Below are 25,659 nucleotides of genomic sequence, written 5' to 3'. Positions count from 1 at the left end.
CGTCTTGTCACTGTAGCTTAATTTATTATGTAGCTACGTTATCAGAACTTAACTAACTGCGAAAAGTTGGACTCGCAGCTAGCTCCGGGTGTGGTAATCATTTTTCTAAAAAAACAGAAAAATGAAACTATTCTCGTACGCATACCATTCTACTATCCTGCTAAAGCAGGAAGTAGAACTGGCAGCTACTTCGATGAAAAGGTGAATATTTTCCAAAAACCGGAAAATATTTTTAACCTCACTTCGCATACGATCCAACTAAACGTCTTGTCACTGTAGCTTAATTTATTATGTAGCTACGTTATCAGAACTTAACTAACTGCGAAAAGTTGGACTCGCAAAAATCGGGCACAAGGGGGTTATGTGTCCGATTTTTTTTTGCGTTTTCGATCGTAGTCTGGATCGTATTCGTCGGTTTCGATATAAATGTAGGCTTTTTTATCTGGTAAGGCCTTGCGGATCACCCGCTCGATTTGATTGACCACATCATAACTGACGCCTTCATAAGAATCGGCGATGTCGATTTTTGCGGCAATCATGACTTCCGTTGGGCCTAAGTGGACTGTTTTGATGTCGATCACTTTTTTGACTTCCGCTCGTTTGAAGGCATTTTGGATTTTATCCAAATCATTTTTAGAAACACTTTCTCCAATGATTAGGCTGTAAAATTCTCGCGCTAAAAAGATCGAAGCAAACAGCAGCATCATTCCGATCAATAATCCGCTCAAGGCATCAAACATCGGATTGCCCGTAGCCATCGTCAACACTGTCCCAATGATTGCCAGCACTAGACCGATCACCGCACAGAAATCTTCCGTGAAAATGATCAAGATTTCACTGTGGCGGCTTTCGTGTAAAAATTTGAATAAAGGCAGCTTCTCTGTGTTCAGTTCGCGAATTTCTTTGACGGCTATTCGCAAAGAGCTTCCTTCGACTAAGATGCCGAAAGCTAAGATCCCTAATACGATCAAGGGGTTGGCTACTTCATGGCTGGGATGGAATAATTTTTCTACCGCTTCCCAAATACCTAATGCGCCCCCGCCGAAAAATAGCATCGTGGCTACGATCGTACTAAAAAAATATTTCGCACGTCCTTCACCGAACTGATGGAGCTCGCTTTGTCCGCGGGCCGCCCGGCGATCGCCAAATAATAGTAGAATTTGGTTACTGCAATCCACCACACTGTGGATACTTTCATTCATCATCGCCGCGCTGCCGCTGAGCATATAGCCGATAAATTTACTGACCGCTACCAGCACATTAGCAAACAGCGCTGCCAGAACCGCCATCGAGCCTTGTGTTTTTTTCTCTTCCATGTGATTCACTCGCTTCCTAATGAATCCTATTATAAATCAGAACGGAAAAATCATAAAAGCAAAGCCCTTCAAGCAAATCATTCGTCAGCGCTGGCGATTTATGGAAAAATTGATTGAAACAAGAACGGAGGAAAAAATATGCGGCTTTGGCATGAAAAACTGATCCCCTTGCTCCCTCGCCAGCAGCTGTTAGGACAGCATCGTGAAATAGCGGCGTTGCGCGGCAAAGGCTGGGGGAAGAAACACGCGACGGTCGATTACGTCTTTACCCATCCTTACTATAAGCTGTTCCAATTTCATTTACTGGTCATGAGGGAAATGGAGCGGCGGGGCTATACACCTGATCCCTTGTGGTACAACCCGTTATATCGTGGGAAGATGCTGCCTCCACTGAAGGTCAACGAGCCGTTGCCGGTTACCCATCCGTTATATCCCGAACACAACGATGCCTATCTGGAAGAATGTCTGACCAATCTCGCTCAAAAAGGTGTGTACTTGCCTAAGCCTTGAACTCGGTCATGTTCCCACGAAAACGCAGGGGCAGATGATTGCGTTGCGCTACGTAATTTGCTCGTTCATTGATTGTAACGGCTCGTAAAAAAGTTTTCCATTGCTGGCGAATCTCCTGTTCGTTACTCGCCTCGGCAAATTCTGGACAGCTGGTATTTTCCATTAAATGGATATCCCCATGATCGATGATTCCCAATAGCTCATGGGTCTCATCATAGATCATGATTTTTTCCTGCGGATAACGTTCCGCAAAATGGGGACAAAGATACGGCATCACATAATGCTTTGGATTGATTTTGCTGAATAGTACGTCTCCGACATATTCAAATCGGACAAAGCCTGTCAAGGCATGGTTCTCGCCTAATAGAGTTCGAATGCTTTTTCGTAATGCCAAGATCGAGGGATGTCCTAAATGATTTTCCAATAAATCTTTGGTCTGCAGGGCGATCTCGATAGCGTCTAACAAGTAGCGCTCTTTGCCTTCGAGGGTCGCGTAGAAACCATTTTGAATAAACAAAAAATTCTCCGGCCGCAGTCGCTGCCGCAGCCTGCGATAAATTTTTTCGCCCCGCACAGCATCGGTTGCGATCCACTCCGTCAAAAACAAACTTTCTACCGCGGTTTCCGGTGAAAGAATCAAAGACGGGAATTTTTGCGCGCGAAAGCTGCGGTCCACGATCGTCATAAATCCTAGAAAACTCCCATCATACTCCCAATGCTCCGCTGATTCTCGCATTTTACTCACCTACTCTTTGCATGTTCAAACCGTTCCACATCAAACAATGACAGCTGTTCGCTGGTTGATTGTGTGTTGTGTTTCTTCAATACTTGATATTGCTTTGAGGAGATCAAAGAAGTAATGATCCACTCTGGGTCTTTGATCAAGCCCGCAGGTGTCTCGTGATTGCAGGCGATGAAGTATTGCGCCCGTTTGATCACGATCCCTAATTTTTTTAAATCCGTCAGATGCAGCCGATAATATTTTCGTGCTTTTACGATGTTTTGCGCACTTTTTGGGCCGATCCCCGGGACTCGCAGCAGCTGATCGTAGCTTGCGGTCTGTACATCGACGGGGAAGCGCTGATAGTTTTGCACCGCCCAATTGGCTTTAGGATCAAGATAGAGATTAAAATTCGGCTTGTCCTCTGATAAAATCTCATCGGCCGTAAATTTATAGTAGCGCAGCAGCCAATCGGCCTGATACAAGCGATGCTCCCGCAGCAATGGCGGCTCGGTAGTTACCGCTGGCAATAAATTATCCTGATTGACTGGGATATACGCCGAATAGTACACCCGCTTCAATTGATATTTTTGATACAAATTCTCTGAAATCTTCACGATCGAACGATCACTCTCAGGACTGGCTCCGATAATCATCTGCGTTGACTGGCCGGCCGGCACGAAGCTCGGTCCGCGCCGAACCGCTGGTAAAAATTCCTGTTCTTTCTTTACCGTTGTAATCTGCTTCATGGGTTTGTATAAGTCAAACGGATCTTTATCCGGAGCCAGCAATTTTAGACTTTCGCGGGAAGGCAGTTCGACATTGACGCTCATACGGTCTGCCAGAAAGCCTAACTCCTCGATCAATTTTTCATCCGCACCGGGAATCGCCTTGACGTGGATGTACCCGCGAAAGCCTTTTTCTTCGCGCAAGATTTTCAAGGTCTTAATCAAAAGCTCGCAAGTGTAGTCCGCACTTTTAATGATTGCCGAACTCAAGAACAGCCCTTCGATATAGTTGCGCATATAGAAATCCATGGTTAAATCCGCCACTTCTTGCGGCGTGAAGGTCGCTCGGGGAATAGCGTTGGATTTCCGATTGATACAGTAATGGCAATCAAAAATACACGCATTGGTAAAGAGCAGCTTCAATAAGGACACACATCGGCCATCCGGTGTAAACGAATGACAGATCCCTGAAACCTGCGTGCTGCCGACTGTTCCCGGCCGTGTATTATTTTCAACGCCGCTGCTGGAACAGGAAACATCGTATTTCGCAGATTCGGCTAAAATTTCTATTTTTCTTTCCAGTTCCATCGAAAATCACTCCTTATTTTCTAAAATGCTAGAGGTAACGTTGTACTTACCAAACTGCGAAAAAGGAAGTTGCCATCCTTTTATACGAACGTATGTTCTTATTTAACCAAAAAAAGCGAGCCTTGTCAAAAAATATTTTAATAGATACTCCTAAAGACGGATGTCCGCGGCGCTGGATTTGCTATAATTTAAAGCAATAAGAAACTAATTTATATAAAGGAGTGGGAATAATGGAAAGGAAACAATACGTTTGTGATAAGTGCGGGTCGCAGCATTATACATCCGATCAGTTCCAAGCGACTGGCGGAAACTTTGCGAAGATTTTCGATGTTCAAAACAAAAAATTTACTACCATCAGTTGTAAACGATGCGGGTACACAGAGCTTTACCGCGGAGAAACTTCTGACGGCTGGAATATCCTTGACTTCCTAATGGGCGGAGGGTAAATAAAAAAAGCGGCTTGCGCCGCTTTTTTATTTTGCTCACTTTTAACGAACGACTACCGCGTATTTTCTAGCATTGTAGATATTCTCGAAGGTCGTCCGGTTCAACCAGTATGAACCGCTGATGGGGTCAGACACATGGACTTGATTGCCCGCTTTATTGAAGCCGTCTAAGGTAACTGCATGATTGTTGTTGGCCGCAACGCCAAAGCTCCAATTCCCCCAACGAATCGGTTGGAAATTGATCGTTACCCATGCCACGACGGGATTGCCGTTTTTCACTTCGTTGATCAGGGTATTCATCGAGCTGCCGGAAATATTTTGAACATTGCCGTATTTTTGCCCCCAAGTGGTCAATGGCGCCGGATAGATCGCTGAATAGGTGTACGAATTCTCCACAAAAGGCGAACCGACAAATCCACTGTTGGGATTGCCATTCGATGATTTCGGAATCGTGTTTAAGAAGGAACGCAGACTCCAATTCGTGATTTTCCCTTTATATTGCAATGCTTGAAGCAGGGATGCCCCTTCGCAGCCGCTTGGTGCTCCCAAAGCATATTGATTGTAGTTTTTCACGCCTAACAAGCGGTAATCCTCATAGCTCTGCTGTCCGCTGCCCACCGCATACCAGGCAATCCCCTCATAACGCCAACCAGCCTTTTTCAACTGGTCTCGTTCAGAGGTAATCGGTGTGTAATGATGCGCGCCGGCTTTTGCATTTGGATTATATAAGCGATATAAGGGAGTACCTGAACTTGGCGAATACCAAGAGATTCCTTCATAACGCCAGCCAACTTTTTTCAGATGATCCCGTTCGCCAGCATTCAACGTATAATGATGATCCCCCGCATTCGGATTATACAAGCGATAAACAGGATTTCCGCCAGTCGGTGCCTGCCAGCCGATTCCCTCATAACGCCAGCCGACCGAGCGCAGGTGATCCCGCTCGCTGGTGGTCTTCGTATAAAAATGCTCGCCGCTATTTGGATTGTATAGGCGGTACATCGGAACGGATGCCGCGGCAGCTCTAAAGCTGCGGGCATTTCCCTCGATTAATTCTTCTTTTGGTGCTTGAGTCGCATTTGCTTCAGCCTGACCCTCTTTATGAGGCGGTTCCAGCTCTACTACTTCTCCATTCACAACTGCTGTTTGCGGTTGCGTGGTGGCGGCTGTATTTTGATCCGCAGACGATTCTTGTGTCGCAGCTGCTGGTGTTTCGGTCGAAAGAACGCTTTCAGCGCTTTCGTTTTCTAGCGCCGTACTGCTTGTGGTTATTGTCGTACTTTCCGTGGTCTCTTCTGCCTGAGTAAAGGCTGGTGCCGCAAATGCCGCTAGTGTTATCGAACAAACCAACAATACACTTTTTTTCATTCGAACATCCCTTTCTTGACTTCAATATTTATTGTACGTTCTCTATTGGATTTCGTCCTTCACCCTGCTTGTACAGTTATGTACAAAAAAGCGTGAAGCATTCGCAACTCTTCACGAACGATTCACAAGCAAAAGTTTGGCCGATCAATTCCTAAAATTCCGATGCAGCCATTAACAAGAACTTTGTCTTCTATCACGTAACCAAAGCTAACCAATTTCGTCATATTTGGTTGGTTCTATTTTTTGATCAGTTAAGCTAAAGTGTAATTAAGGAGGTTGAAAAGTATGAATAATCAGAATAGTCCGATTGCCAGCAACTTGCGGTCGTTAAGAAATCGAAATAATTGGTCACTGGATTACGTGGCAGAAAGATTGGATGTCTCGCGCCAAGCGGTCGCTAAATGGGAGAATGGAGATTCTTTACCTGATGTACTGAAATGTGATGCTCTGGCAACTCTTTATGATGTGACTTTGACCGATTTGATCCGGCACAATCAAGAAGAAGCGGGGCTGCCTATTGGTCCTGCCGGCAAGCATATCTTCGGCATCGTTCCCGTAGGTACCCGCGGTCAGATCGTCCTGCCGAAAAAAGCTCGTGACCTGTTCAATATTGAAACGGGCGATACTCTAGTGGTGCTAGGCGACACAGATCCGGCAACCTCGGGTCTCGCGCTAGTTGATAGTAAGGTATTTATGGAACGAACAGGAAATATGTTCGAGTCATATTTTGACCATAAGGAGGAATCCTGATGAACCTGCTGGAAGTAACGGAGCTTACGAAAAATTACCCGACATTCACATTGGAAAATGTCAGCTTTCAAGTACCGGCGGGAAAGATTATTGGTTTGATCGGCGTCAATGGGGCTGGGAAAACCACCATCTTAAAAGCTTTATTGAACCTGATCCCTGTCGATCATGGAAAAGTCACGATGTTTGAAAAAAACTTTTTGGAAAACGAGCAGAGCTGCAAGCAAAAGACCGGTGTCGTTTTAGGCGGGATCGATTTTTATAAAGAGAAGAAGCTCAAAGATATCACGATGGTCACGAAACGATTTTATGACGATTGGGATGAAGCAGCATATCAAAAATTTCTAAAATTGTTTTCCTTAGATCCGAATAAAAAGGTCAAGGAGCTTTCGGCGGGGATGCGGGTGAAATATTTAATCGCCTTAGCCCTTTCTCACCAAGCAAAATTATTTATTTTCGATGAACCCACCAGCGGACTCGATCCGGTATCGCGAGATGAGCTGATCGAGATCTTCCTGCAAATCGTCAAAAATGGGGATAAGAGTATTCTTTTCTCCACCCACATTACCTCCGATCTGGAAAAATGTGCGGATGCGATCGTTTATATCAAAGAGGGGAAATTAGTCAAAGAGGCTCCTAAACAGGAATTTATCGCGTATTTCCAAAAACTGAAACGGCCAGATGAAACGGCGATGCTTAGCCTCGAAGACATCATGGTGCGAATGGAGGGGAAACATTATGAATTCTAATTTACTTTATAAGGAGCTTCGTTTAGCAGCCCATCCCAACTTATTTATCTTTGCCTTGATGGGGCCGCTTGTCCTGATTCCTGGCTACCCTTATATGATGGTCTTTCTCTTCAGCTTGATCGGGAATTTCGTTAATTTGATGTATACACGGGAAACCAATGATATCTATTACACCACTCTGCTGCCGCTGAAAAGGTCCGAAGTTGTTTTAGGCAAATGGCTGGTGCTGCTGGTATCGCAGCTTGTGACGATCGTGTTTTCTATCCCCTTTGCCTTTTTACGGCTGCGCTTATTCTCCCTGCCTAATCCGGTCGGGATCGAAGCGAATGTTGCCTTTTACGGCTTTGGCTTGATGATCTTTGCTTGCTTTAATTTCATCTTTTTAACTAGTTATTTTCAGACAGTCTATAAGGTTGGCACCTCTTTTTTAAAAGGACTATTCTTCGCAACCGTTCTTGCGATCATCGTCGAAGTTAGTGTCCACTTTCCGATGCTGGCTTGGCTGGATACCGTCACCTTCGCTGGTCAGCTCAAACAGCTGCCAATTTTAGCAGCGGGAGTTCTGATCTATGTCGTCGCGATGTGGGGAGCCTACAAAGTTTCAGCTAAACGCTTTCGTCAGGTGAATTTATAAAAATAGAACGAAAAAAAACGCTTTGATCGCTAAACGATCAAAACGTTTTTTACTTTTCGAAATAGCCCGTCCAAGAAAGACCGTCTTCATTGGCCCTTGCTCCGACGAATTCTTTTTGCGTAGATTTTCTTACTAATTTTTCTTCACCAGTCAGATCATCCATCAGCTCCTTATGGCGCGGATAGTTTACCTGATCCAGCTCATTCAAATCACGATTCGTGAAAAAATCTTCATTTGGCGCCACCTGCTCTGTCTGAGAAAAGTCAGGCGTCGACTTGTCTTCGACTGCAACGTCATTCTTTTGAACAAACCAAAAGATTAGAAACGCCGCCGCCAACACACCAACCAGTGCCACTACTTTTTTCATTGCGTCCTCCCTTGAAGCATCTTCTTACTTTTCAGTATGCCACAAGTGAAAACGTTTTTGAATGAAAAATTAATTATTATCAAATATTCTTTCTTTTAGCAAAGAAATATGTCCAGTTAGCTTATTTTTTTGTTAAAGTTGGCGGAAAATCATCTATGCTCTTAATCGAACTCTTCGTATTCATTAGGATCTTGACCTTCGATCCGCCCATCCGCTTTTTCCAGCAAATTGATTCGTTCAATCTCTGTTTGCGTCAATTCAAAATCATAAATGTCTAAATTTTCCCGTTGATGCAGCAGATTGCGTGATTTAGGAATCGGAATGATCCCGCGTTGAGTATGCCAGCGCAAAATAATTTGTGCCGGATTCTTTTCGTATTTTTCAGCTAATTCAGTAATTACAGCTTCCTTCAGCGCATCGCTGCCGCGGCCTAAGGGACTCCACGCTTCAGATATGATCCCGCGTTCTTCATTGGCCTTCACCATACGTTCCTGCACCCAATAAGGATGGAGCTCGATTTGGTTGATCGCAGGTGACACACCTGTTTCCTCAATGATTTTGTCTAAATGCTCCGGCTCAAAATTAGAAACTCCAATAGAACGAATCAAACCTAGTTTTTGCGCCGTCACTAAAGCTTGCCACGCTTCTACGTATAATCCGCGTTTTGGCAACGGCCAATGGATCAAGTACAAATCAAAATAATCCAGTCCCATTCGGAATAAGGATTCTTGGATCATCATCAAGGCATCCTCATAGTGATGGTACTTGCCAGGTAATTTCGTTGTTACAAAAAATTCAGAACGGGGAATCCCGGAACGGCGGATCGCCTCGCCTACGATTCCTTCACTGTCATAATTGGTGGAGGTGTCTAACAGACGGTAGCCATCTTGGATCGCCGTCAAGACTTGATCAAGTCCCGCTCCTCCGCGAATCTGATACGTACCTAAGCCGATCGCCGGTATCTGATGCCCGTCATTCATCGTAATCAATGGTGCTTTCATCAGCAATTCCTCCTTGTTTTATAAGCCTAACGTATCATTCAGTCTTTATGATCCGAAGTTCGTTAGACCTGCTGTCATTTCTTTTTCTACCTTAACATCAAAATCTGATAACTGTTAAATCCTCTGCTCAGCTTTCAAGAATTTATTTCAAAAATAGGCAGAAAAATATTTCGGAAAGAGGTATACTACTGGGTGAACACATCAGAGGGAGAAGATTACAATGGATTCAATTATTTGTATCGTTTTGGGTATGCTGTTTGCGAACGGTGTTCCCCACTTTGTCAAAGGCATTACTGCTGAAAAATGGGACGTGCCTTGGAAAAAACCGGCTTCTGCCTCCACAAATGTTTTATGGGGGATAGCAAATTGGCTGATCGTCGTGATCCTCTTTGCGCTCTTCAAACCAGACGTGAACAGCTTCGATGCCGCCTGCTTTTTAATTGGTATGGGTATCACAGGATACTACCTTGCGCTGCATTGGTCAGAAAAAAAGAACGAAAATGACGCTGCATAATTTGCAGCGCCATTTTTTTATTCTTCGATTTCAGCTTTTTGCTTTTTCGTCAGCTTTTGATAGACCAACCGATAGGACGTTTCGATCAGTTGCTTGATGGCCTCATCCGGCAATTCATCGCTGGCCAGCTTGATCGAGTTCCAATGATTTTTGTTCGTATAATATCCCGGAATCACTATCCCCGCATAGATTTCCCGCAGCTCTTCATTTTTTTCCGGCAGATTTTTCAAGGTAATGATGGCATCCTGACTCGCTTGATTGCTCATCATCCCAAACATCTTGCCCTGCAAATCAAAGTAAAACACTTCCCAATCTTCGCGAAAATAAACCTTCGCACTCTTTAGCGTCTCGCCAAACGCCTTAAACGTTTCGATCCGCTGCTGCATCACAGAATCTTTCATAACTCCTCCTTCAGTTCGTAGAGCTAAACCTGCACAATCTTCCTTCCGTCGTTGCCATTATCTCTGTCTTAAACGGCAGTTTCTCTCTTCGTTTATCTATAAGTATGGCATCTTTCAGTCAATCTTGTACAGACTAAAATCAAAATCCTTACAAATCCTGCTTCTTAAACAGCCAATAAGCTGCCACAAAACCAATGATCCCCGTCAAAAAGATGCTTCCAAGGGTTATCAGATCATCTTTAAAGGGCAGCTCAGCTAAACTTTGAACCACCACTGCTGACCAAGGAATGATCCGGGCAAATTTGTAGGGCATATTAACCGCAAACATTTGGATTCCGGTAAAAGCCAAGGCGATCATGATCGTTGGATAGAACACTTTTCGCTGCATGACACTCACCGTTAATAACGGGATCGCAGCGACAAAAGCCAATAGACAATATTTTAGAAGTGTTGTTACTAAGCTTTTGGTTCCTGTTAAACCAAAAGTATCCGGATAAATCAGCCAGCCGCCGATCGTATAAATGATCACGACCCCGATCAAGGTTCCGACATACCAAATCAGCCAAATCGCTAATTTTCCTAAAAGAAAGCGCAGTCTGGAGGTTGGCGCGGTCAATACATTATTGATGGTGCGGTCTTCATATTCTCGCTGCAGCAAGAACGTGATGATGAACCCGCTCATGATCGACAGCAGTGCCCCAACAACTAGATAGACCGTTGGTAGCCAGAAACGATAGTCTTCGATGGGGCTCTCAACGATAACCAAGTCCTTAAACACCATAAACGCCGAGGCAAATAAGGTCAGCAGCGAACAAACAGCGAAGATCCGATTGCGCTTCAATTTCATCCATTCAGCAGAAATCACCTTACGCAATGCCAACACCTCCCGTAATCGTACGAAAATGCTCTTCTAAATTGACTGAGCCGATAAACAGGCTGGAGACCTCGATGCCGTTTTTTCCAAATATGCGATTGATTTCTTGCGGTTCAAAGGAAAAATCAAAAATCTTGATCGTATTATTGCCGTCCATCGTATAATTGGTCAGGTGCAAGTTTTCCTCCAATAACCGCGTTGCTTGATGGATATCCGAGACGGTAATACTGATATGACGCTGATTGTGCTGGGCAATTTTTTCCAGATCACATTCCTCCAGCAGCTCGCCGTTATGCAAGATACCGATGATATCTGCGATTTGCTCGATCTCCGACAGCTGATGACTAGAAATCAGAATCGTCTTCCCATGAACTTCGGTCAATTCCTTCAATAGTTTGCGGATTTCAGCGATGCCGATGGGGTCCAAGCCGTTAGTCGGTTCATCTAGGATCAATAATTCAGGATCATTCATCAACGCATTGGCGATCCCCAGCCGCTGCTTCATACCTAATGAATAATTGGCGAAGCGCTTATGCTCAGCCTGCGTCAGATCAACCAGCTTCAAAGCCTTCTCCACGCTGTTTTTTTGGACCTGCCCCTTCAGCTTAGAGAAGACCTTTAGATTTTCGCGACCTGATAAATAGGGATAAAAGCTTGGGGTTTCGATGATATTTCCAATCCGCGAATATACTTCGGGATGCTTATTCGGTGATTGACCAAATAACAATACTTCACCGGCGCTTGCTCCTGCTAGACCTAAAAGTATTTTCATGATCGTCGTTTTTCCCGCGCCGTTGCGACCCAAGAGTCCATAGACTTTTCCTTTGGGGATTGCCATCGACACATCCTTGACCACTAACTGATCGTTGTACTGCTTCGATAACGCTGCGGTTTTTACAATAAACTGTTCCATAGCGACCATCCTTTCTATACCTCTAGCATAGCAGCGAGACCTTGCCCTAACCTTGCCGAATCCTTGTTTTTTTCTGGTTTATTCAGGCAGTGTTACGAAAAATCGGGTGCCAGCGCCTAATTTGCTGCGAACACTGATTTCTCCTTGATGGGCCGCGACCAATTCTCGAACGATCGCCAGCCCCAAGCCGTTTCCCTTTGAGCCGCGAGCTTGATCCTCTTTATACAGCCGCTCAAAAATCTGCGGCAGATTCTGCTCCGCGATGCCCTTGCCATTATCTGCAATCTCAAGCTGTACCTGTTGATTTTGTTCTGTTAGTTGAATGCTGATCTTGTTTCCTTGGCTATGAGTTAAGCTGTTTTCCAATAAGTTGTCGACGATCCTGCGAAATGCCGCCGTATCCACTTTGCAATAAAGCTCCTTTTCAGGAATCTGAATTTCATAGTCAAATTGCACTTCCATTCGCGGAATCCAATCACTAACGATTTCCCGCAGCAGCTCGCAAACATCGACCGTTTCAAATTGATAACGGCGTTCCCCTGATTCAAGCTTGACCCACTCAAAAAGCGTGTCGATATACTTTTCTAACTCAAAGGCTTTTGCCTGACAAGAATGCAGATACTTTTGCTGCTCCTCTGCTGTCACCAAACCATCATTGATGGCCTCTAAATAACCAATCAAGGAAGCCAACGGTGTACGAACATCGTGGGACAAACTAGTGATCAGCTTGCGGTACTCATTTTCCGAAACCTGCAGCCCGCTCAGCTGCTGCTTGAGATCGGTCACAATCGTATTGAAGCGAAAGCAAAGCTCAGCCACATCCGAGCCTTCTTCAATAATCAGTTTCCGATCAAGATTTCCCTCACCGATATCCTCCAAAACAAGCATCGCTTGTGCGATCTGCTGTTTGTTCTTCCGTAGGCGGTCAGTTAAATACAGACAAGTTAAAGCCAATAAGATACAAATACTGCTCAGTACCATCATCTCTTATCCCTCCTGATTAAAACGATAGCCGACACCGCGAACAGTCTGAATAAAGAACGGCTCCGCGATATCCGGCTCAATCTTCTTTCGCAGCTTGCTGATAAAAGACATGATGTTGTTGTCGTCAAACGCATATGCCTCGCCCCAAACCTGCTGATAGATTTGCCGCTTAGTGAAAATCTGCCCTTTATGAGCAGCCAGAAAATACAAAAGATCAAACTCTTTTCCCGTCAGTTCCAACGCTTGCCCCTCTAATAAAACGATCCGCGTCTGCGTATCGAAGGATAAATGTTTTAACGTTAACGACTTAAAACCCGCTGTCGAACGATTAAACGTTGTGTACCGCCGCACCAACGAATCGATCCGTGCCATCAGCTCCGCCATACTAAAAGGCTTCGTCAAATAATCATCCGCCCCCAGCTGCAGCCCGCGAATCTTGTCCGCCTCTTCATTTTTTGCCGTCAGCATCAAGACCGGCACCACACTCTGTTTGCGAATCTCCGTTAAAATACTCAGCCCGTCGATTTGCGGCAGCATAATATCCAATACGATCAAGTGATACTCACCTGTCAGCGCCATGTTCAACCCGCCAGCCCCGGTATGAGCAAACTGCGCCTCATACTCCGCATTTTTTAAGTAGCGTTCAATAATGGAACAAAGCTCCTGATCATCATCTATGACCAATACCTTGATTTTCTCTTGCATCGGTTTTCTCCTTGTGAAAAATAATTGTTCTATGTTTAATTTTAGCAAAGTTCAGGAGGATTTCGGAGAGAAGTTGTGAGGAAAAGAAAACACCATCCAAGTTGGACGGTGTTTTGAGGTTGGGTTGGTGAAGGAGAGTATTCCAGTGGTTTTGGGTTTAGATGACTGGCGGCGACCACTAAGACCATATTCATTTGAAATTCTTATTCTATTATTTTAGATTTAGATGAAGGTTGCATCAAAGGTAGCATCTTCAATAACTTTATTTACATTCCACTCTTTTAGATTTAGACTGTTGTTTCCACTGCTCAGCGGATAACTGCAATCACATTTACATTCCACTCTTTTAGATTTAGATATTGAATTGCTTAGTGATCCAGTCAGCTCTTTCTTGATTTACATTCCACTCTTTTAGATTTAGATGAAAATGATGGAGTTTAAAACCTTTGAAGAAATGCAATTTACATTCCACTCTTTTAGATTTAGATGAAGCCGTCACAAAAGGTGGGAAGCCACTTAAGTCGATTTACATTCCACTCTTTTAGATTTAGATTTTTAATGGGATCACTTGTCCGCCTAGGCTAAACAATTTACATTCCACTCTTTTAGATTTAGATCCCGCCTTAAATTATACCAATAATTACTAGGTCCTAATGACACTTTTCTGTCGATCTCTAGTCTATTCCCCAATTACTAATCAAAAATAACACGATTCATCTGAGGAAGCCTTTCTATGTCAATGTTTTTTTAATGCTGTCGTAACTATGGGATTTTCTATGTTTTTAAGGTCGACAGATTAATTATTGCCAACAAACTCCCGTCCGTCTAAAACTAGTATATGTTTTATTATCATGCTTCTAACATATCTCGCAACCTTTAAAAGTATTTCTCACAAATTACTTCTATCTCAGAATAACCAAAATAATATTTATACTGGTCTAGTTGTATTTTAAACCAGAGATACATATTCTCTTTTTCCTGCGTTGTCGCATTTTTAAGAATGTCTTCCCAAATATATTGACACTCAGAAGACACTTCAAACAATTCTCCTTCTGAATCATCAATATCAACTTTTCTAACTTCTAATATAATGTAATTCACTAATTTAAAAGCCGCAAGATTTGCTTTTTTCTTTACTAAAGGACCGATTTCTTCAGTAATGAGCATCATTAAATCAGCTACAAATTTCTCTATTTGATCATATTCGAGATAATTTTCATACCCCGCATGCCGATGAATAACTTTGTCAATTCTGCGTTCTAGTTGCCGTACATCATTTTCTGTAATCTTTGACGAGATGCGTCTAGTAAAGCGTTGTGCCAACTCCCTGTCCCGCTTTAATAACTCAATTAGAAAATCACGAACCACTTTATCTTCCGCATCTAATACTAAACGTTCAATCTTATCTAGAGTCTTATTCATAGCTTTCCGTCATCCTTCGTTTTTGTTTTCATGTCTTCTCACCTAATACTGAAACAATCATTTACATTTTACTGTTTTTATACCTACTCTTTTAGATCGGTCGTCGTATCTGAAAAACAGCGACCTTACGACGCAAATCATTTAAAACTTCATCAGAAAAAATATTCGAAGGCACCATAATTCCTTTCGCAATTTTTTCCATATTCAACACATTTCTAAATTGCTCAGGAATCAAATAAATGGTATCGTCTTGAAAATTCTTTATATTATCTGAAAAATCCGACTTAACTAGATACTGCTCGCCAAAACAGACCTGCATTCTTTTGAGCGGCTCCCGATATTGAGACAAAACAAACATTCGGCTCATGGGCGCACTTACTGCCGTGGACGGTAATATGTAGACAACTTTTTGTTTTTCAGTCTCTTGTTCTCTATTCACTATTTACACTCCCTTTTAAACTACTGATAAATAATTTCTTATTCCATTGATTTTAGATTTAGACCTTCGACCTGCTTTCGCAACTAGCAAGCGTACAGAAATTTACATTCCACTGTATTTAGATTTAGACAACGCTGGAAGCTTCCTGATGCAATCACTAATTGAATTTACATTCCACTATATTTAGATTTAGACATGGCTAAAAAATACACTTCACCAACAGGGAAAATTATTTACATTCCACTATATTTAGATTTAGACCGGTAAAGAAGTAACAGGAACTTTAACTGTTGTTGCATTTACATTCCACTATATTTAGATTTAGACATGGAAAACGATCTACTGACAAAATCTCAAGCTAATTTACATTCCACTATATTTAGATTTAGACACCGGCAATGTCCATTAAGTCCCACTGAAAAGATTTATTTACATTCCACTATATTTAGATTTAGACATATCAGCAGCAGAATAAATCAATTCATCATCCACATTTACATTCCACTATTTTTAGATTTAGACACTTGCTTCGAGAAATTGGAAATCTTGCGTTATAGAATTTACATTCCACTATATTTAGATTTAGACGTAATCGTTATGATCATTGGCGGGATTTTTGCTTTATTTACATTCCACTATATTTAGATTTAGACTGAGGACAAGGTGTAGGTGCCTACCTTTATTATGCTATTTACATTCCACTATATTTAGATTTAGACCTACAGATTCTTTTAAATCGACCGTCGGAAATGTATTTACATTCCACTATATTTAGATTTAGACAGAAAACAATTCGTTGTACGAAAATATGCTGTGATATTTACATTCCACTATATTTAGATTTAGACCCTTCTGTCCGAATCACTAAAGCATTATCTTCGATATTTACATTCCACTATATTTAGATTTAGACAGCAAAGAAACGCTTTGTTGAAATCTACAACAGACAATTTACATTCCACTATATTTAGATTTAGACGAGATCATTGACAGACTCAGCATTATCAACAAACACATTTACATTCCACTATATTTAGATTTAGACATTATTTGAATTGGTTCAATTCGATCAAGGACATTTATTTACATTCCACTATATTTAGATTTAGACTTGAAGGCAGCAAGAGTTAATTCTGATTTAAAACAATTTACATTCCACTATATTTAGATTTAGACGAGTTAGCAATGAGAACCGTGGATCGCTTCAATCGTATTTACATTCCACTATATTTAGATTTAGACAGAGAAACCTTCCTGCTCGAGTTGATCGATAAATACATTTACATTCCACTATATTTAGATTTAGACGTCGTTGCTGGTGCTTCGACAGGCTCAATTACTTCATTTACATTCCACTATATTTAGATTTAGACGACTGCATATCCTTGCCGGTCCGGATGTGAATCTCTATTTACATTCCACTATATTTAGATTTAGACGTGTAACACCATATCCTTGAAGGTGCAACACCTAAATTTACATTCCACTATATTTAGATTTAGACGTTCGATAGCTGCCAAATATGCTTTAACATTGTTTGATTTACATTCCACTATATTTAGATTTAGACATAAGCTGGAATACGTTGACGAGCGAACGATCACCTATTTACATTCCACTATATTTAGATTTAGACTCATTCATTTAAGTCATTCTCCTTTTTTGGTAAGTTATTTACATTCCACTATATTTAGATTTAGACAAGTTCTGGAACCATGAAAGAAGCTAGAAAAGCTCATTTACATTCCACTATATTTAGATTTAGACAAGTGCCGTCTGATTCGTTTTTCAGTCGGTGCTTTTATTTACATTCCACTATATTTAGATTTAGACCGAACGAAGAACAATCGGCATAACCATTTCTGTCATTTACATTCCACTATATTTAGATTTAGACCCCGTATTTATTATACATTGAAATAGCAGGCTTTTTAGACTCGTTTCTGTCGATCTCAAAAATCCATTGAGTTTTTCCAACTTCAATAACACTTACCAAGAAAGAAGTCTTTTTATATCAATATTTTTGGACGTCTGTCGTAACAATAGGTGTTTAAGGGGATTGACCATCGACAGATATACACCTAAAAGAAATTCGATACCATTTCTGTTCCATCAATTCCAATATATTCTTTTTTTAGCCATTTTTTATTTGAGTTTTTGAAAATCAGGATTGAATCTAGGTCTTCACGAACATACTCTTTTAATTCCTGCTCTAATTTCATTAGTTTTGCTGGCGTGATTTCTCCTTCAAAAACTGATTTTTGTACATGACTCAAATATTTTTTACAGATTTTAAATACTCGATTTAATACACGAGCTCCTTTATCTTCTAAAGAAATATCATAGACTAGAATTACATACATCACTTTCACCACCAAATTTTAAAAGGTTCGTATTCTTTGTCACCCATTAGGTGTTTAATCAATTTGTAGCATTCTAAACGCATTAATTTTCGATAAGATACATTTCTTTTAAGTTCTCGATGACGAATCGTTTTATTTAAACGTTCATCAAACTGACGTAATATCTTTTGTTGTCCGCTTTGCTTCAAATAGTTTCCATTTGATCCCTGTTCAAAGTCTTTTTCAGTGATAATCTTTTTATTGATCACAGAAAAAATTAAGCGATCAACAATCAACGGTTTAAAAATTTCTGCAATATCCAGAGATAATGAGAATCTCCGTTCAGAATTACTATGAAGGTAGCTGATTGTAGGATTGAGCTGACTAACATAAATCTCTGATAAACACGCGCTATAAGTCAACATATTCAAATACGAGATTAGAGCATTGACCATATTATCTGGCGGACGGCGGACTCGCGACTTAAACTCTACCTCATCATTAAAAATTGTTTCCCAAGCACTATAATAGATTTGATGGATGTTTCCTTCTAACCCCATAAGTTCATCTACTTCATCTGCGCGCGGAATTCTCTTTCTAACAGCCTCCATATCGGCAATCTGTGTTTCGACTTCTTTTCCTCGACGACGGTAGTATTGCAAGTTACGTAAACAATTCGCTGTCGCAGCATCTACAAATTGTTTTGCCAAAACAATTCGTTTCTCTTCTTCAACGGAATAACAAACTTGTTGGACAAGTAACTTCCCAGATACATTTTTCTCACGTGGATAAAAGGTTCCTGTGTAATAACCATAATAATTAAAAAAATGAACAGGGATTTTCATTTCTGAAAGATAGTTTAAACACTTTGTATTCGTTGTAACCTCACCAAATAAATAGATATCTCGCGTCATCTCGATCTTTAGATCTTTCCTGCGGCCATCCGGTGTTTCCATTCGAACAACATTGTCTTTTCGGCTCAACGTTCCGTTAGAGTATAAATAGTAACTTTCTATTTTGCACACCTCCTAAATAAAACAATAATCGTAATACGCACACTTTGTGCAGAGTTTCTTTTTTTCAGCTTTTGGCGCGTCATTTTGAGTGACCACCGTTTCAATGGCTTCAATAATTTCTTCTAACTCATTCTTTTTTTCCTCGTCCAAAGTTACTTCTAGCCGCTCCCTGAGCTTCGGATAATCAATATAGCCTTTTTCTACAGGAACACCCTTTTCTTGCAAATAGTACAAATAGTATCTTAGTTGCCAAATGGCGGCAGGTTCAATAGCACGTGACTTTTTAACTTCATGCAGGACTTTCCACTCTTCTAGAAAATCAATATTGATTGTTCCATCCAACATGATTTGCTTCCGTTTATCTTTATAGCTGCTAGTATCCAATAGCTTTCCTAACTGGACATTTTCATTTTCCTCTTCATATTGAAGTCCCTGGGAAAATAGCCACAGCTTTCTTTGGCATACGAAGTAATAGTTGATCATATTTCCAGTAATCTTCATTATTATCACCTAGAAGAAGTTGCTTTCTTCCTCTCCTTTCAATACTTGGAAGCCTATTTCACTCTCGTATTTTCCTTCAACGAAAAAGATTTGATCGAAACGACCGATTTGCTCACAACGAACTTGATTTTGTTTAAGGCATTTTCTAAAGAGCCACTCTGGGATCGCCATCATATAATTTTCTAGCTCCGCTTTCTTTTTTCGCTTAAACATTCGCAGATTTTTTTCGTCTGTTGATTCCAACTCTCTTAAACTGGATGAAAGAATTCTTATACAATCATCAATCTCTCCTCTAAACGCTGTGTAGACACTTTCGGGAATAATGTTTCGACTTTGGATATTTCGGAAAAGTTTCCGCACTTCCGCAGGATTTTTATTATCATCTTCAATCGCTGACAGCCAATGCAGCATTGTCTCTATTCGTTCATAATATGCTGTTGACTTCATTTTTTCTGTTGTATAGGTCTGTTCGATCAAACTCATCTTGTCTAATTCGTGAAAAATCCCTGTTCCTTTTTTTCTTAACGCTTCCTTCGATAAACTAAATATCTCTTGATGAACTACCGCTTGTTCGCTGTTGCTGATTCCGCTGGTCACATTTTCGCCGCCATCAAACACATAAACATTTGGCTGCTTGCATTCAGCTAATGGTCGCTTCCGATAACATCGCCCCATTCGCTGGAACAATCCATTTAATTCAGAGAGCTCTGTTACTAACAAATCAAAGTCAATATCTAATGACGCTTCAACAACTTGAGTTGCTACCCAGATACCTACTTGTTTTTCATCAGCAAATTTCTGAATAGCGCTCTCTTTATCCTGCCGATCTTTACGAATAAACTGGCTATGGATCAAATGAATTGGTACATCATCAACCAACTTCTGCAATTCTTGATAGATTTCTTTTGCTTTGCGAACCGTGTTGCAGATCACCAATAAATTCCCTGAGTGATACAATTCTGCAACAGTCTCTGCAGAGATGCCTTCTTCTAAAATTTGCAGATGATGACGTTCCAATAATCCTTGATTCAAGAAAGGTTGATCGTTCATTTTCCAATTCAATCCTCTTTTTTCGAAAAGATCCAAAAGGTATGGCGGCAATGTCGCTGTCATCACTAAAAATTTCCCGCCAAAATCTTGAATCTCTTTCAGTCCCTTAATCAGATACGCCAACAAATCTGGAGAGTACATCTGAATCTCATCGATCACAACCTTTGAATAGGCAAAAGTCGCCAGCTTTTGTTCAAAACCGGCGTAATGATATACAAAATCAAACGTTTGATCCAATGTAGTAATGGTTAGCGGTAATGACCACCCGCGCGTTTCAGTAAGATAGCTTTCTAATTGATCTAGTTCCACTTCCTTATTTTCTTCTTGCTCTGCTAACAAAACGGCTAAACTATCTGAATGTAGGATTCCAACTTGTTCTTGATACTTATCTTCATCACTGATCCCTTTACGAATACGCTCATAAATGGCATTGATCGCCGTACGTAACGGTAGGGTAAAGAACCCTTTATTATCTCCGATCCACAATAAACCGGCTTCCGTTTTTCCTAGACCAGTCTGTCCAATAACAATGAGATTATCTTCTTGATGAACCTGCACATATTTTTGCATCTCATTCCAATCAATCGAAGGATCAGAGTGTTTTTCCCGCCAGCTTTCACGTACTTTCGGCATATTTTTATTTAGAAAGTCTGCCGGATATTCTATTTTATAACCACCACTAGCGGTATAATCGATACGATTCAGTAATCCCTTTAATTTTACGTAATCTCCAAAGCATTCATCACCACTACTTAGCTTATGTTTAAGTGAATAATATTTTACCGATGGCCGTTTTATATCGATGGGTTTACTTAATCCTATCTCCTCGAATAAAAAACTTTCGGCAGGTTCTTTTAACAAGGCTATCTCATGCTTGTATTGATCCATTTCAATCTGAGAAAAATTTCGTTCATGATGTAGTGCAATCGCATAGACCGCTGCTTTTAACTCGCCCTGTGAATAATGTTCCCTGAGCTGCTTAATTGGAAAAAAGGCAATACTCAATAAAGCATGAGGGATCTCTCCCTCTTTTCTCATTACACCTTCTCGAATTTTCTCCTGAAACAGATGATTCATTTTTCCAAGATCATGATACTGGCAAATAAGACGAAGGAGATCCCAATTCACTGGAATCTCCGGATAATAATCTCTTATTTGGTCATAGTTGGTTAATAGCTGCTGCGTGTGATGAACGATGGTTTCTCCAGATGATTTTGCCCAAAATTGATCGCTCATAGTTCCTCCTATAGTAAGAATACAATATCTCCATCTTCGTCCAAATCAATGCATTCTTCTTCAGCGATAGTAAAAATCCCTGAATAAAGAACTTCTTTTCGTTCAATCCAATTTCTTTTGAATTTCGGTTTATTTTTTGTCCCAAAGTTATAAAGCTCATAAACTTTCGGTAATATAAAACGGGTTCCGGATAGTCCTGTTCCTTCAGCTTCAATTGAAATAGCCCCTTCATCCACCTTATCTATTGGCATATAGGCACTCCAATGATCTCGAAATTCCATATCATCTTCCAACTCTTTTTCCTCAATCTCCACTATCGAGACTTTTTCAAAATTAGCTAAATCTTCCCGACGGCCTAACGAAGGAAACTCTGCTGGATACTTCAAATACTGATAGATTTCTTCGACCTTTCCTTGATCCTTTGGCACAATATGCAAAATAAGATTTACATCCACCAATAACTCCGTATAGCCGATTCCTCGACTCACACCATAATCATTTACCTTCAATTGATGTCTGGCCTTTTCAAATTTCATTCCATTTTTAAATTCATAGCGCGTGTATAAATCATTGGTTTTAGAGAAATAATTCCCTTGAATGCTAACATCCATTGGCTCATATTTTTGATACCCGCATAGATTATGCACCATTCCAATAACTGTCGATATCGGCGGCAAAGGATAGGTTTCACGTAATTGAAAGCTGGTTGGACGGCGATAGTTTACCATGTCTTGATGAATGGCTAGCTTAATCCCCTTCATAGTAGTCCGCTACTTTCTGTTTCAAGTTTTCAAAAACTTGCGGGATTTTTTGTCCTTGTAATACATCCTGAATTTCTGCAGTATTCTCAAAGGCATCTTTTACGACACCAACAAATGTATCTTGACGAAGGCTATCTGTTAGGACACCTTCAATTTTTTCAACATCTACTTTGTTTTGTTTTACATCTACTACATTTTCAAATAAAGGATTTTTGCGTTCGTAGACACCGCCTACGATAAATAGCGGCTGCAAGTTTTCCCGGCGACCACGAATGTCACGATACAGATATTGAATCGTATCCAGTAACTTTTGAACACGACGACTTTTTTCTTCATTAGGCAGCTGAATATCTACATTATGATCAATGCCAATTTCATCCAAATCAACTGTTACTGTATACCGATAGAAGGAGCGATGGATTTCTGATTGGGCGATTGAATTCATCGCTTTTTCATTTCCATTTTCTCTCAAACGTGTTGCTAATCCCATGTTTGTAAGAAAATCCGTATCTCCTTTATACGTTTCAAGAGACACAGCATTAGATAAGCGAACCTTTGCAGAACGCGTCAAAGCATTATCCCCTTTAGCTGTTTTCATATACCCAAACAGATCGACCTCTGGATATTTATCAATCGTCGCGTTTTGATCAAACTGAATCACTTGTTTTGCGCCACTGCCTTCCGCGCTTAAAGAAGCTAAAGGTTCGCCTAATTGCTCAACAATGTTATAGCGAATCGCTTGGCGGGAAATATAGGTGTATTGCTCTCCTTTTCCTCGAGTAATCTTTTTCAAAGTAGCAACATTGCCTAAAGACTCCCCGTAATTCGCACTTTCCGCTAGAAAAATCATTGTCATCGTTAACCCTTTACTCATTATCATTTCCCCCTTCAGATTTGTAAGCTTCTCCGATCATTCCTGTAACGAAACAATACCCAATCGTTTTAAATTGTTCATCATCCAAAAAAATGTCTGTAAAGTATTTAGGAACTTTTTTATTTAAATACATATAACTGTTTAGCAGCATATCCATGAATGCGTCTTTATTGTTCGCTTTTAATGCATTCAATAATCTAAGGCCAATGGAATCTGCTTTATTCTTATTTGCGTATTCCTTTTTCAAGAAATAACCATCACGTCGAATCTTGTCTAGCATTTCTGATGTTAACTCTTCCACATGAATCAGCTCCTCTAAAAATTTTTGATTGATTTCGATCATTTTCATTATGTGATAGGTATTTGCATAAACTTGTCCGCCAGTACCTTTTGCTCGCAATACCTGATAAATCAGTGAAAATAAATTCGTATTGTTCATTAATCGAGTAATTATTTCTTTATAGAGGTTTCGATACTCACCGTTTAAAGAAAAACCTGCATTGAATAATTCTGGCAGTTGCTCCTTTGATTTATTAATCGTTTTTAAAATATGTTTGGGCAAAAGATTAAAGTAATAACGTTCATTTTCAAAACGCACTACTTGGATATCCTGCAGCTCACGATGTGTCTGTCGATTCATCGAATCTTGTAAGGTACGAATCAATGCAGCATAGGTATCGATCGCTTTTACCTCAGTTTTGTTCAGACTTAGCACATTTAGACGAATACCCGTATTTACATTGAGCAAAGTCCTTACCGAGTGATTATCATTTACAAACATCCCTTGATTATAGACATACGTAAAACCAGCAGGAATGCAGGTGTACATTAAGCGGCAGACTGGACACATAAACAAATCATTCGTGAAATCCCAAGCATTGCTTTGCTTTCGATTTGCATCGTACCCCGCTTGATTGATGAAGCTGTACGAAATATCGCCTTTTTTTATTGGATGTCCGCAGTTTGTACAAGACAATTTATCCTTTTCATGATTCTCTTCTAAATAGGAAAACATTGATTCAACGAAATAATCATGATACTTCTCGAAAAAATCACCCTTACTTTCCTGTCGATTCAAAAAAGAAACATCGTTGTAGCCTTTGTTGATAACTGAATAAATTTGAATTTTAGCTGCTAAATAGCGCTGCACATCTTCACGATGATAGTAAGCAAAGATCTGAGTTAGTATCTGATAGATTCTTTTTACCCGCTCAATAACCTGTTCACGAGCTTGATCAAATTCGCCTTTTTTTAGTTTTTCAACTTTTGCTTGCTTAATTAACGAAACAATATCAATAGCAGAATCAATCAATGGATAAACAGCAAGATAACTATTACTTTCTCCATACCGTTTCAAATCAGCAAGATATTTTTGCAGCTGCTCATAATCTTTTTGATCAAAGTGAGAAAAGTCTTCTTGTTGGTGGCGATTCATCTCATCCTCATAAGCGAATACTTTATTTAATGAGGACAACTTCTTATACTGAGTCGCAAAATATGAAAAATAGCTCTCTTCAAAATTCCGTAATTCTTCTAACGGTACTTCTACACTCTGTTCTTTGATTGTGACCTTGTCCTCACCAAGAATATTCACCAACCCGCAAACCGCTGCATTCTCCATCCACGAATTTAAACGAAATTCTATTTTATCTTTTAGCATACGCTCAGTCACGTTGCTCACCACCTTGCGCTACTTGGTTTAAGTACCCAAAATAAAGTCCAGTTTTAGAACCTAAGCCGACATCACGAATCGCATTCAACAGGTAAGGTTCTCCGGTTAGTTCAATCGTGCCAATCGCTCCTTGGTAGAATTTTTCGTAGGCTTTCGTTACGGTCTTTTTCATGTTTAGTGGCTTGATTGTTAGATTCTCAATGTCAAACCGAACCCCTCTTCCCATTTCCGGAACTAAACGGTTAATCAAATTTTGTTTCAATACGCCTTCATATTTCTCATCAGAAAAATCTAAAAACCAATCTTTCCTTGTTTCACGATTATGATCTCTTGCTAAGATGGGGGACACCGCTTGAAAAACAACTTGCTTCTCGGTGATTGTCTCTTGATAAATGGTTGATACTGATTTAACTTTTATTTTTAGCCCGCCCACAAAAGGAATCGCTTTCATTTCTTTTAAATGAATAAAAGCATTGTATACAGCCATCGCTAAATCGGCTTTGGGCGTTGAAAATAAGTAAGTAATTGTTGGTGTTTGAAGTAAGATTCTATCTTTTTCAAATTTTGCACCTTTAAAAATGACTGCCTGGGAAAATAGTTTTTCTTTATTTTTTTCATATAATTCTTTATAGACTTCCGGTGCTGCATTTTCTAATCCGCGTTTTAATAATGATAGAAAGATAGATTGATACTTGATCGGTATCTCTGCTACTTCATTTGGTGAAACAATCTCTAAATTAATTTTGAAACGCATTAGTTTACCTCCATTATTTTAGATTT

At 40.4% G+C, this 25,659-nt stretch carries 27 protein-coding genes and 2 CRISPR repeat arrays; of the genes, 6 read left to right on the top strand and 21 right to left on the bottom strand.

Annotation, left to right across the window (positions count from 1 at the left end; all coding sequences use genetic code 11):
* Positions 1–359: 359 nt before the first annotated feature.
* A complete protein-coding gene (locus FFR60_RS07445) occupies positions 360–1,316 on the bottom strand; it encodes a cation diffusion facilitator family transporter (RefSeq protein WP_137663656.1) in 957 nt (318 codons plus the stop codon).
* A 138-nt stretch (positions 1,317–1,454) separates the two neighbouring features.
* Here FFR60_RS07445 and FFR60_RS07440 point away from each other — a divergent pair, with 138 nt between their 5' ends.
* Positions 1,455–1,826 carry a TIGR02328 family protein gene (locus FFR60_RS07440; protein ID WP_137663655.1) on the top strand — a complete coding sequence of 124 codons (372 nt, stop codon included), beginning with the start codon at positions 1,455–1,457 and terminating at the stop codon, positions 1,824–1,826.
* Here FFR60_RS07440 and FFR60_RS07435 read toward each other — a convergent pair.
* Entirely contained in the window at positions 1,816–2,562 is a 747-nt protein-coding gene (locus FFR60_RS07435) for a TIGR03915 family putative DNA repair protein (protein WP_137663654.1), read from the bottom strand. The two genes, FFR60_RS07440 and FFR60_RS07435, sit on opposite strands and share 11 nt — an antisense overlap.
* A 5-nt stretch (positions 2,563–2,567) precedes the next feature.
* Positions 2,568–3,863, bottom strand: a complete 1,296-nt coding sequence (locus FFR60_RS07430; protein ID WP_137663653.1) for a putative DNA modification/repair radical SAM protein — start codon at positions 3,861–3,863, stop codon at positions 2,568–2,570.
* A 230-nt stretch (positions 3,864–4,093) separates the two neighbouring features.
* On the opposite strand from FFR60_RS07430, the gene FFR60_RS07425 reads away from it, so the two are divergent.
* Positions 4,094–4,309, top strand: coding sequence for a zinc ribbon domain-containing protein (locus tag FFR60_RS07425; RefSeq protein WP_010747282.1), 216 nt, complete (start codon positions 4,094–4,096; stop codon positions 4,307–4,309).
* A gap of 42 nt (positions 4,310–4,351) precedes the next feature.
* Here FFR60_RS07425 and FFR60_RS07420 read toward each other — a convergent pair whose 3' ends face one another.
* Entirely contained in the window at positions 4,352–5,677 is a 1,326-nt protein-coding gene (locus FFR60_RS07420) for a C39 family peptidase (RefSeq protein ID WP_137663652.1), read from the bottom strand.
* A gap of 285 nt (positions 5,678–5,962) precedes the next feature.
* Here FFR60_RS07420 and FFR60_RS07415 point away from each other — a divergent pair, with 285 nt between their 5' ends.
* From FFR60_RS07415 to FFR60_RS07405, 3 genes are read left to right on the top strand one after another with little or no spacing between them, the layout of a single operon-like run.
* Positions 5,963–6,427 (top strand): helix-turn-helix domain-containing protein, encoded by a 465-nt coding sequence (locus FFR60_RS07415; protein WP_137663651.1) that lies wholly within the window; start codon positions 5,963–5,965, stop codon positions 6,425–6,427.
* On the top strand, positions 6,427–7,173 hold the full coding sequence (locus FFR60_RS07410) for an ABC transporter ATP-binding protein (protein ID WP_137663650.1): 747 nt from the start codon (positions 6,427–6,429) through the stop codon (positions 7,171–7,173). The genes FFR60_RS07415 and FFR60_RS07410 overlap by 1 nt, the downstream gene beginning before the upstream one ends.
* Entirely contained in the window at positions 7,163–7,807 is a 645-nt protein-coding gene (locus FFR60_RS07405; RefSeq protein WP_137663649.1) for an ABC-2 transporter permease, read from the top strand. Before FFR60_RS07410 ends, FFR60_RS07405 begins: the two co-directional genes overlap by 11 nt.
* Before the next feature lie 49 nt (positions 7,808–7,856).
* Here FFR60_RS07405 and FFR60_RS07400 read toward each other — a convergent pair whose 3' ends face one another.
* Both FFR60_RS07400 and FFR60_RS07395 read right to left on the bottom strand, forming a co-directional pair.
* The gene (locus tag FFR60_RS07400; RefSeq protein WP_137663648.1) at positions 7,857–8,174 is read right to left on the bottom strand and encodes a hypothetical protein; all 318 of its coding nucleotides are present in this window, start codon (positions 8,172–8,174) and stop codon (positions 7,857–7,859) included.
* Between the two features lie 161 nt (positions 8,175–8,335).
* Complete coding sequence (locus tag FFR60_RS07395) at positions 8,336–9,175, bottom strand: aldo/keto reductase (protein WP_088934124.1); 840 nt, start codon at positions 9,173–9,175, stop codon at positions 8,336–8,338.
* A 220-nt stretch (positions 9,176–9,395) separates the two neighbouring features.
* Here FFR60_RS07395 and FFR60_RS07390 point away from each other — a divergent pair, with 220 nt between their 5' ends.
* Positions 9,396–9,689 (top strand): hypothetical protein, encoded by a 294-nt coding sequence (locus FFR60_RS07390; protein WP_088934123.1) that lies wholly within the window; start codon positions 9,396–9,398, stop codon positions 9,687–9,689.
* Between the two features lie 17 nt (positions 9,690–9,706).
* On the opposite strand, the gene FFR60_RS07385 is transcribed toward FFR60_RS07390, so the two are convergent.
* The 15 genes from FFR60_RS07385 to cas6 all read right to left on the bottom strand — a co-directional run bounded on the left by FFR60_RS07385 (position 9,707) and on the right by cas6 (position 25,633).
* Complete coding sequence (locus FFR60_RS07385; protein ID WP_137663647.1) at positions 9,707–10,090, bottom strand: MmcQ/YjbR family DNA-binding protein; 384 nt, start codon at positions 10,088–10,090, stop codon at positions 9,707–9,709.
* Between the two features lie 148 nt (positions 10,091–10,238).
* The gene (locus FFR60_RS07380) at positions 10,239–10,955 is read right to left on the bottom strand and encodes an ABC transporter permease (RefSeq protein WP_249354969.1); all 717 of its coding nucleotides are present in this window, start codon (positions 10,953–10,955) and stop codon (positions 10,239–10,241) included.
* 1 nt (position 10,956) lies between these two features.
* A complete protein-coding gene (locus FFR60_RS07375; RefSeq protein WP_137663645.1) occupies positions 10,957–11,877 on the bottom strand; it encodes an ABC transporter ATP-binding protein in 921 nt (306 codons plus the stop codon).
* Positions 11,878–11,955: 78 nt separating this feature from the next.
* Positions 11,956–12,861, bottom strand: a complete 906-nt coding sequence (locus tag FFR60_RS07370; RefSeq protein WP_137663644.1) for a sensor histidine kinase — start codon at positions 12,859–12,861, stop codon at positions 11,956–11,958.
* A gap of 3 nt (positions 12,862–12,864) precedes the next feature.
* Positions 12,865–13,566: a response regulator transcription factor gene (locus FFR60_RS07365; protein WP_137663643.1), complete on the bottom strand. Its 702-nt coding sequence runs from the start codon at positions 13,564–13,566 to the stop codon at positions 12,865–12,867.
* A gap of 264 nt (positions 13,567–13,830) precedes the next feature.
* Positions 13,831–14,183: direct repeats of the CRISPR family, unit length 29 nt; unit sequence ATTTACATTCCACTCTTTTAGATTTAGAT.
* A gap of 259 nt (positions 14,184–14,442) precedes the next feature.
* Positions 14,443–14,988 (bottom strand): hypothetical protein, encoded by a 546-nt coding sequence (locus FFR60_RS07360; RefSeq protein WP_137663642.1) that lies wholly within the window; start codon positions 14,986–14,988, stop codon positions 14,443–14,445.
* A gap of 91 nt (positions 14,989–15,079) precedes the next feature.
* A complete protein-coding gene (locus FFR60_RS07355) occupies positions 15,080–15,427 on the bottom strand; it encodes a hypothetical protein (protein ID WP_137663641.1) in 348 nt (115 codons plus the stop codon).
* Between the two features lie 100 nt (positions 15,428–15,527).
* Positions 15,528–17,324: direct repeats of the CRISPR family, unit length 30 nt; unit sequence ATTTACATTCCACTATATTTAGATTTAGAC.
* Between the two features lie 184 nt (positions 17,325–17,508).
* Positions 17,509–17,790, bottom strand: a complete 282-nt coding sequence (cas2, locus tag FFR60_RS07350; protein WP_137663640.1) for a CRISPR-associated endonuclease Cas2 — start codon at positions 17,788–17,790, stop codon at positions 17,509–17,511.
* A 5-nt stretch (positions 17,791–17,795) separates the two neighbouring features.
* On the bottom strand, positions 17,796–18,752 hold the full coding sequence (cas1b, locus tag FFR60_RS07345; protein ID WP_249354968.1) for a type I-B CRISPR-associated endonuclease Cas1b: 957 nt from the start codon (positions 18,750–18,752) through the stop codon (positions 17,796–17,798).
* A gap of 45 nt (positions 18,753–18,797) precedes the next feature.
* A complete protein-coding gene (cas4, locus tag FFR60_RS07340; RefSeq protein ID WP_137663639.1) occupies positions 18,798–19,286 on the bottom strand; it encodes a CRISPR-associated protein Cas4 in 489 nt (162 codons plus the stop codon).
* Positions 19,287–19,295: 9 nt separating this feature from the next.
* Positions 19,296–21,572, bottom strand: coding sequence for a CRISPR-associated helicase Cas3' (cas3, locus tag FFR60_RS07335; RefSeq protein ID WP_137663638.1), 2,277 nt, complete (start codon positions 21,570–21,572; stop codon positions 19,296–19,298).
* A gap of 8 nt (positions 21,573–21,580) precedes the next feature.
* Entirely contained in the window at positions 21,581–22,333 is a 753-nt protein-coding gene (gene cas5, locus FFR60_RS07330) for a CRISPR-associated protein Cas5 (RefSeq protein WP_137663637.1), read from the bottom strand.
* Positions 22,320–23,207, bottom strand: a complete 888-nt coding sequence (gene cas7i / locus FFR60_RS07325) for a type I-B CRISPR-associated protein Cas7/Cst2/DevR (protein WP_137663636.1) — start codon at positions 23,205–23,207, stop codon at positions 22,320–22,322. The genes cas5 and cas7i overlap by 14 nt, the downstream gene beginning before the upstream one ends.
* On the bottom strand, positions 23,200–24,879 hold the full coding sequence (gene cas8a1 / locus FFR60_RS07320) for a type I-B CRISPR-associated protein Cas8b1/Cst1 (RefSeq protein ID WP_137663635.1): 1,680 nt from the start codon (positions 24,877–24,879) through the stop codon (positions 23,200–23,202). The genes cas7i and cas8a1 overlap by 8 nt, the downstream gene beginning before the upstream one ends.
* A complete protein-coding gene (cas6, locus tag FFR60_RS07315; RefSeq protein ID WP_137663634.1) occupies positions 24,872–25,633 on the bottom strand; it encodes a CRISPR-associated endoribonuclease Cas6 in 762 nt (253 codons plus the stop codon). Before cas6 ends, cas8a1 begins: the two co-directional genes overlap by 8 nt.
* Positions 25,634–25,659: the final 26 nt, after the last annotated feature.

It is taken from the genome of Enterococcus hulanensis (genome assembly GCF_005405485.1).
GTDB classification, from domain to species: Bacteria; Bacillota; Bacilli; order Lactobacillales; family Enterococcaceae; genus Enterococcus_A; species Enterococcus_A hulanensis.
This window is presented reverse-complemented; position numbering and strand designations above follow the sequence as displayed.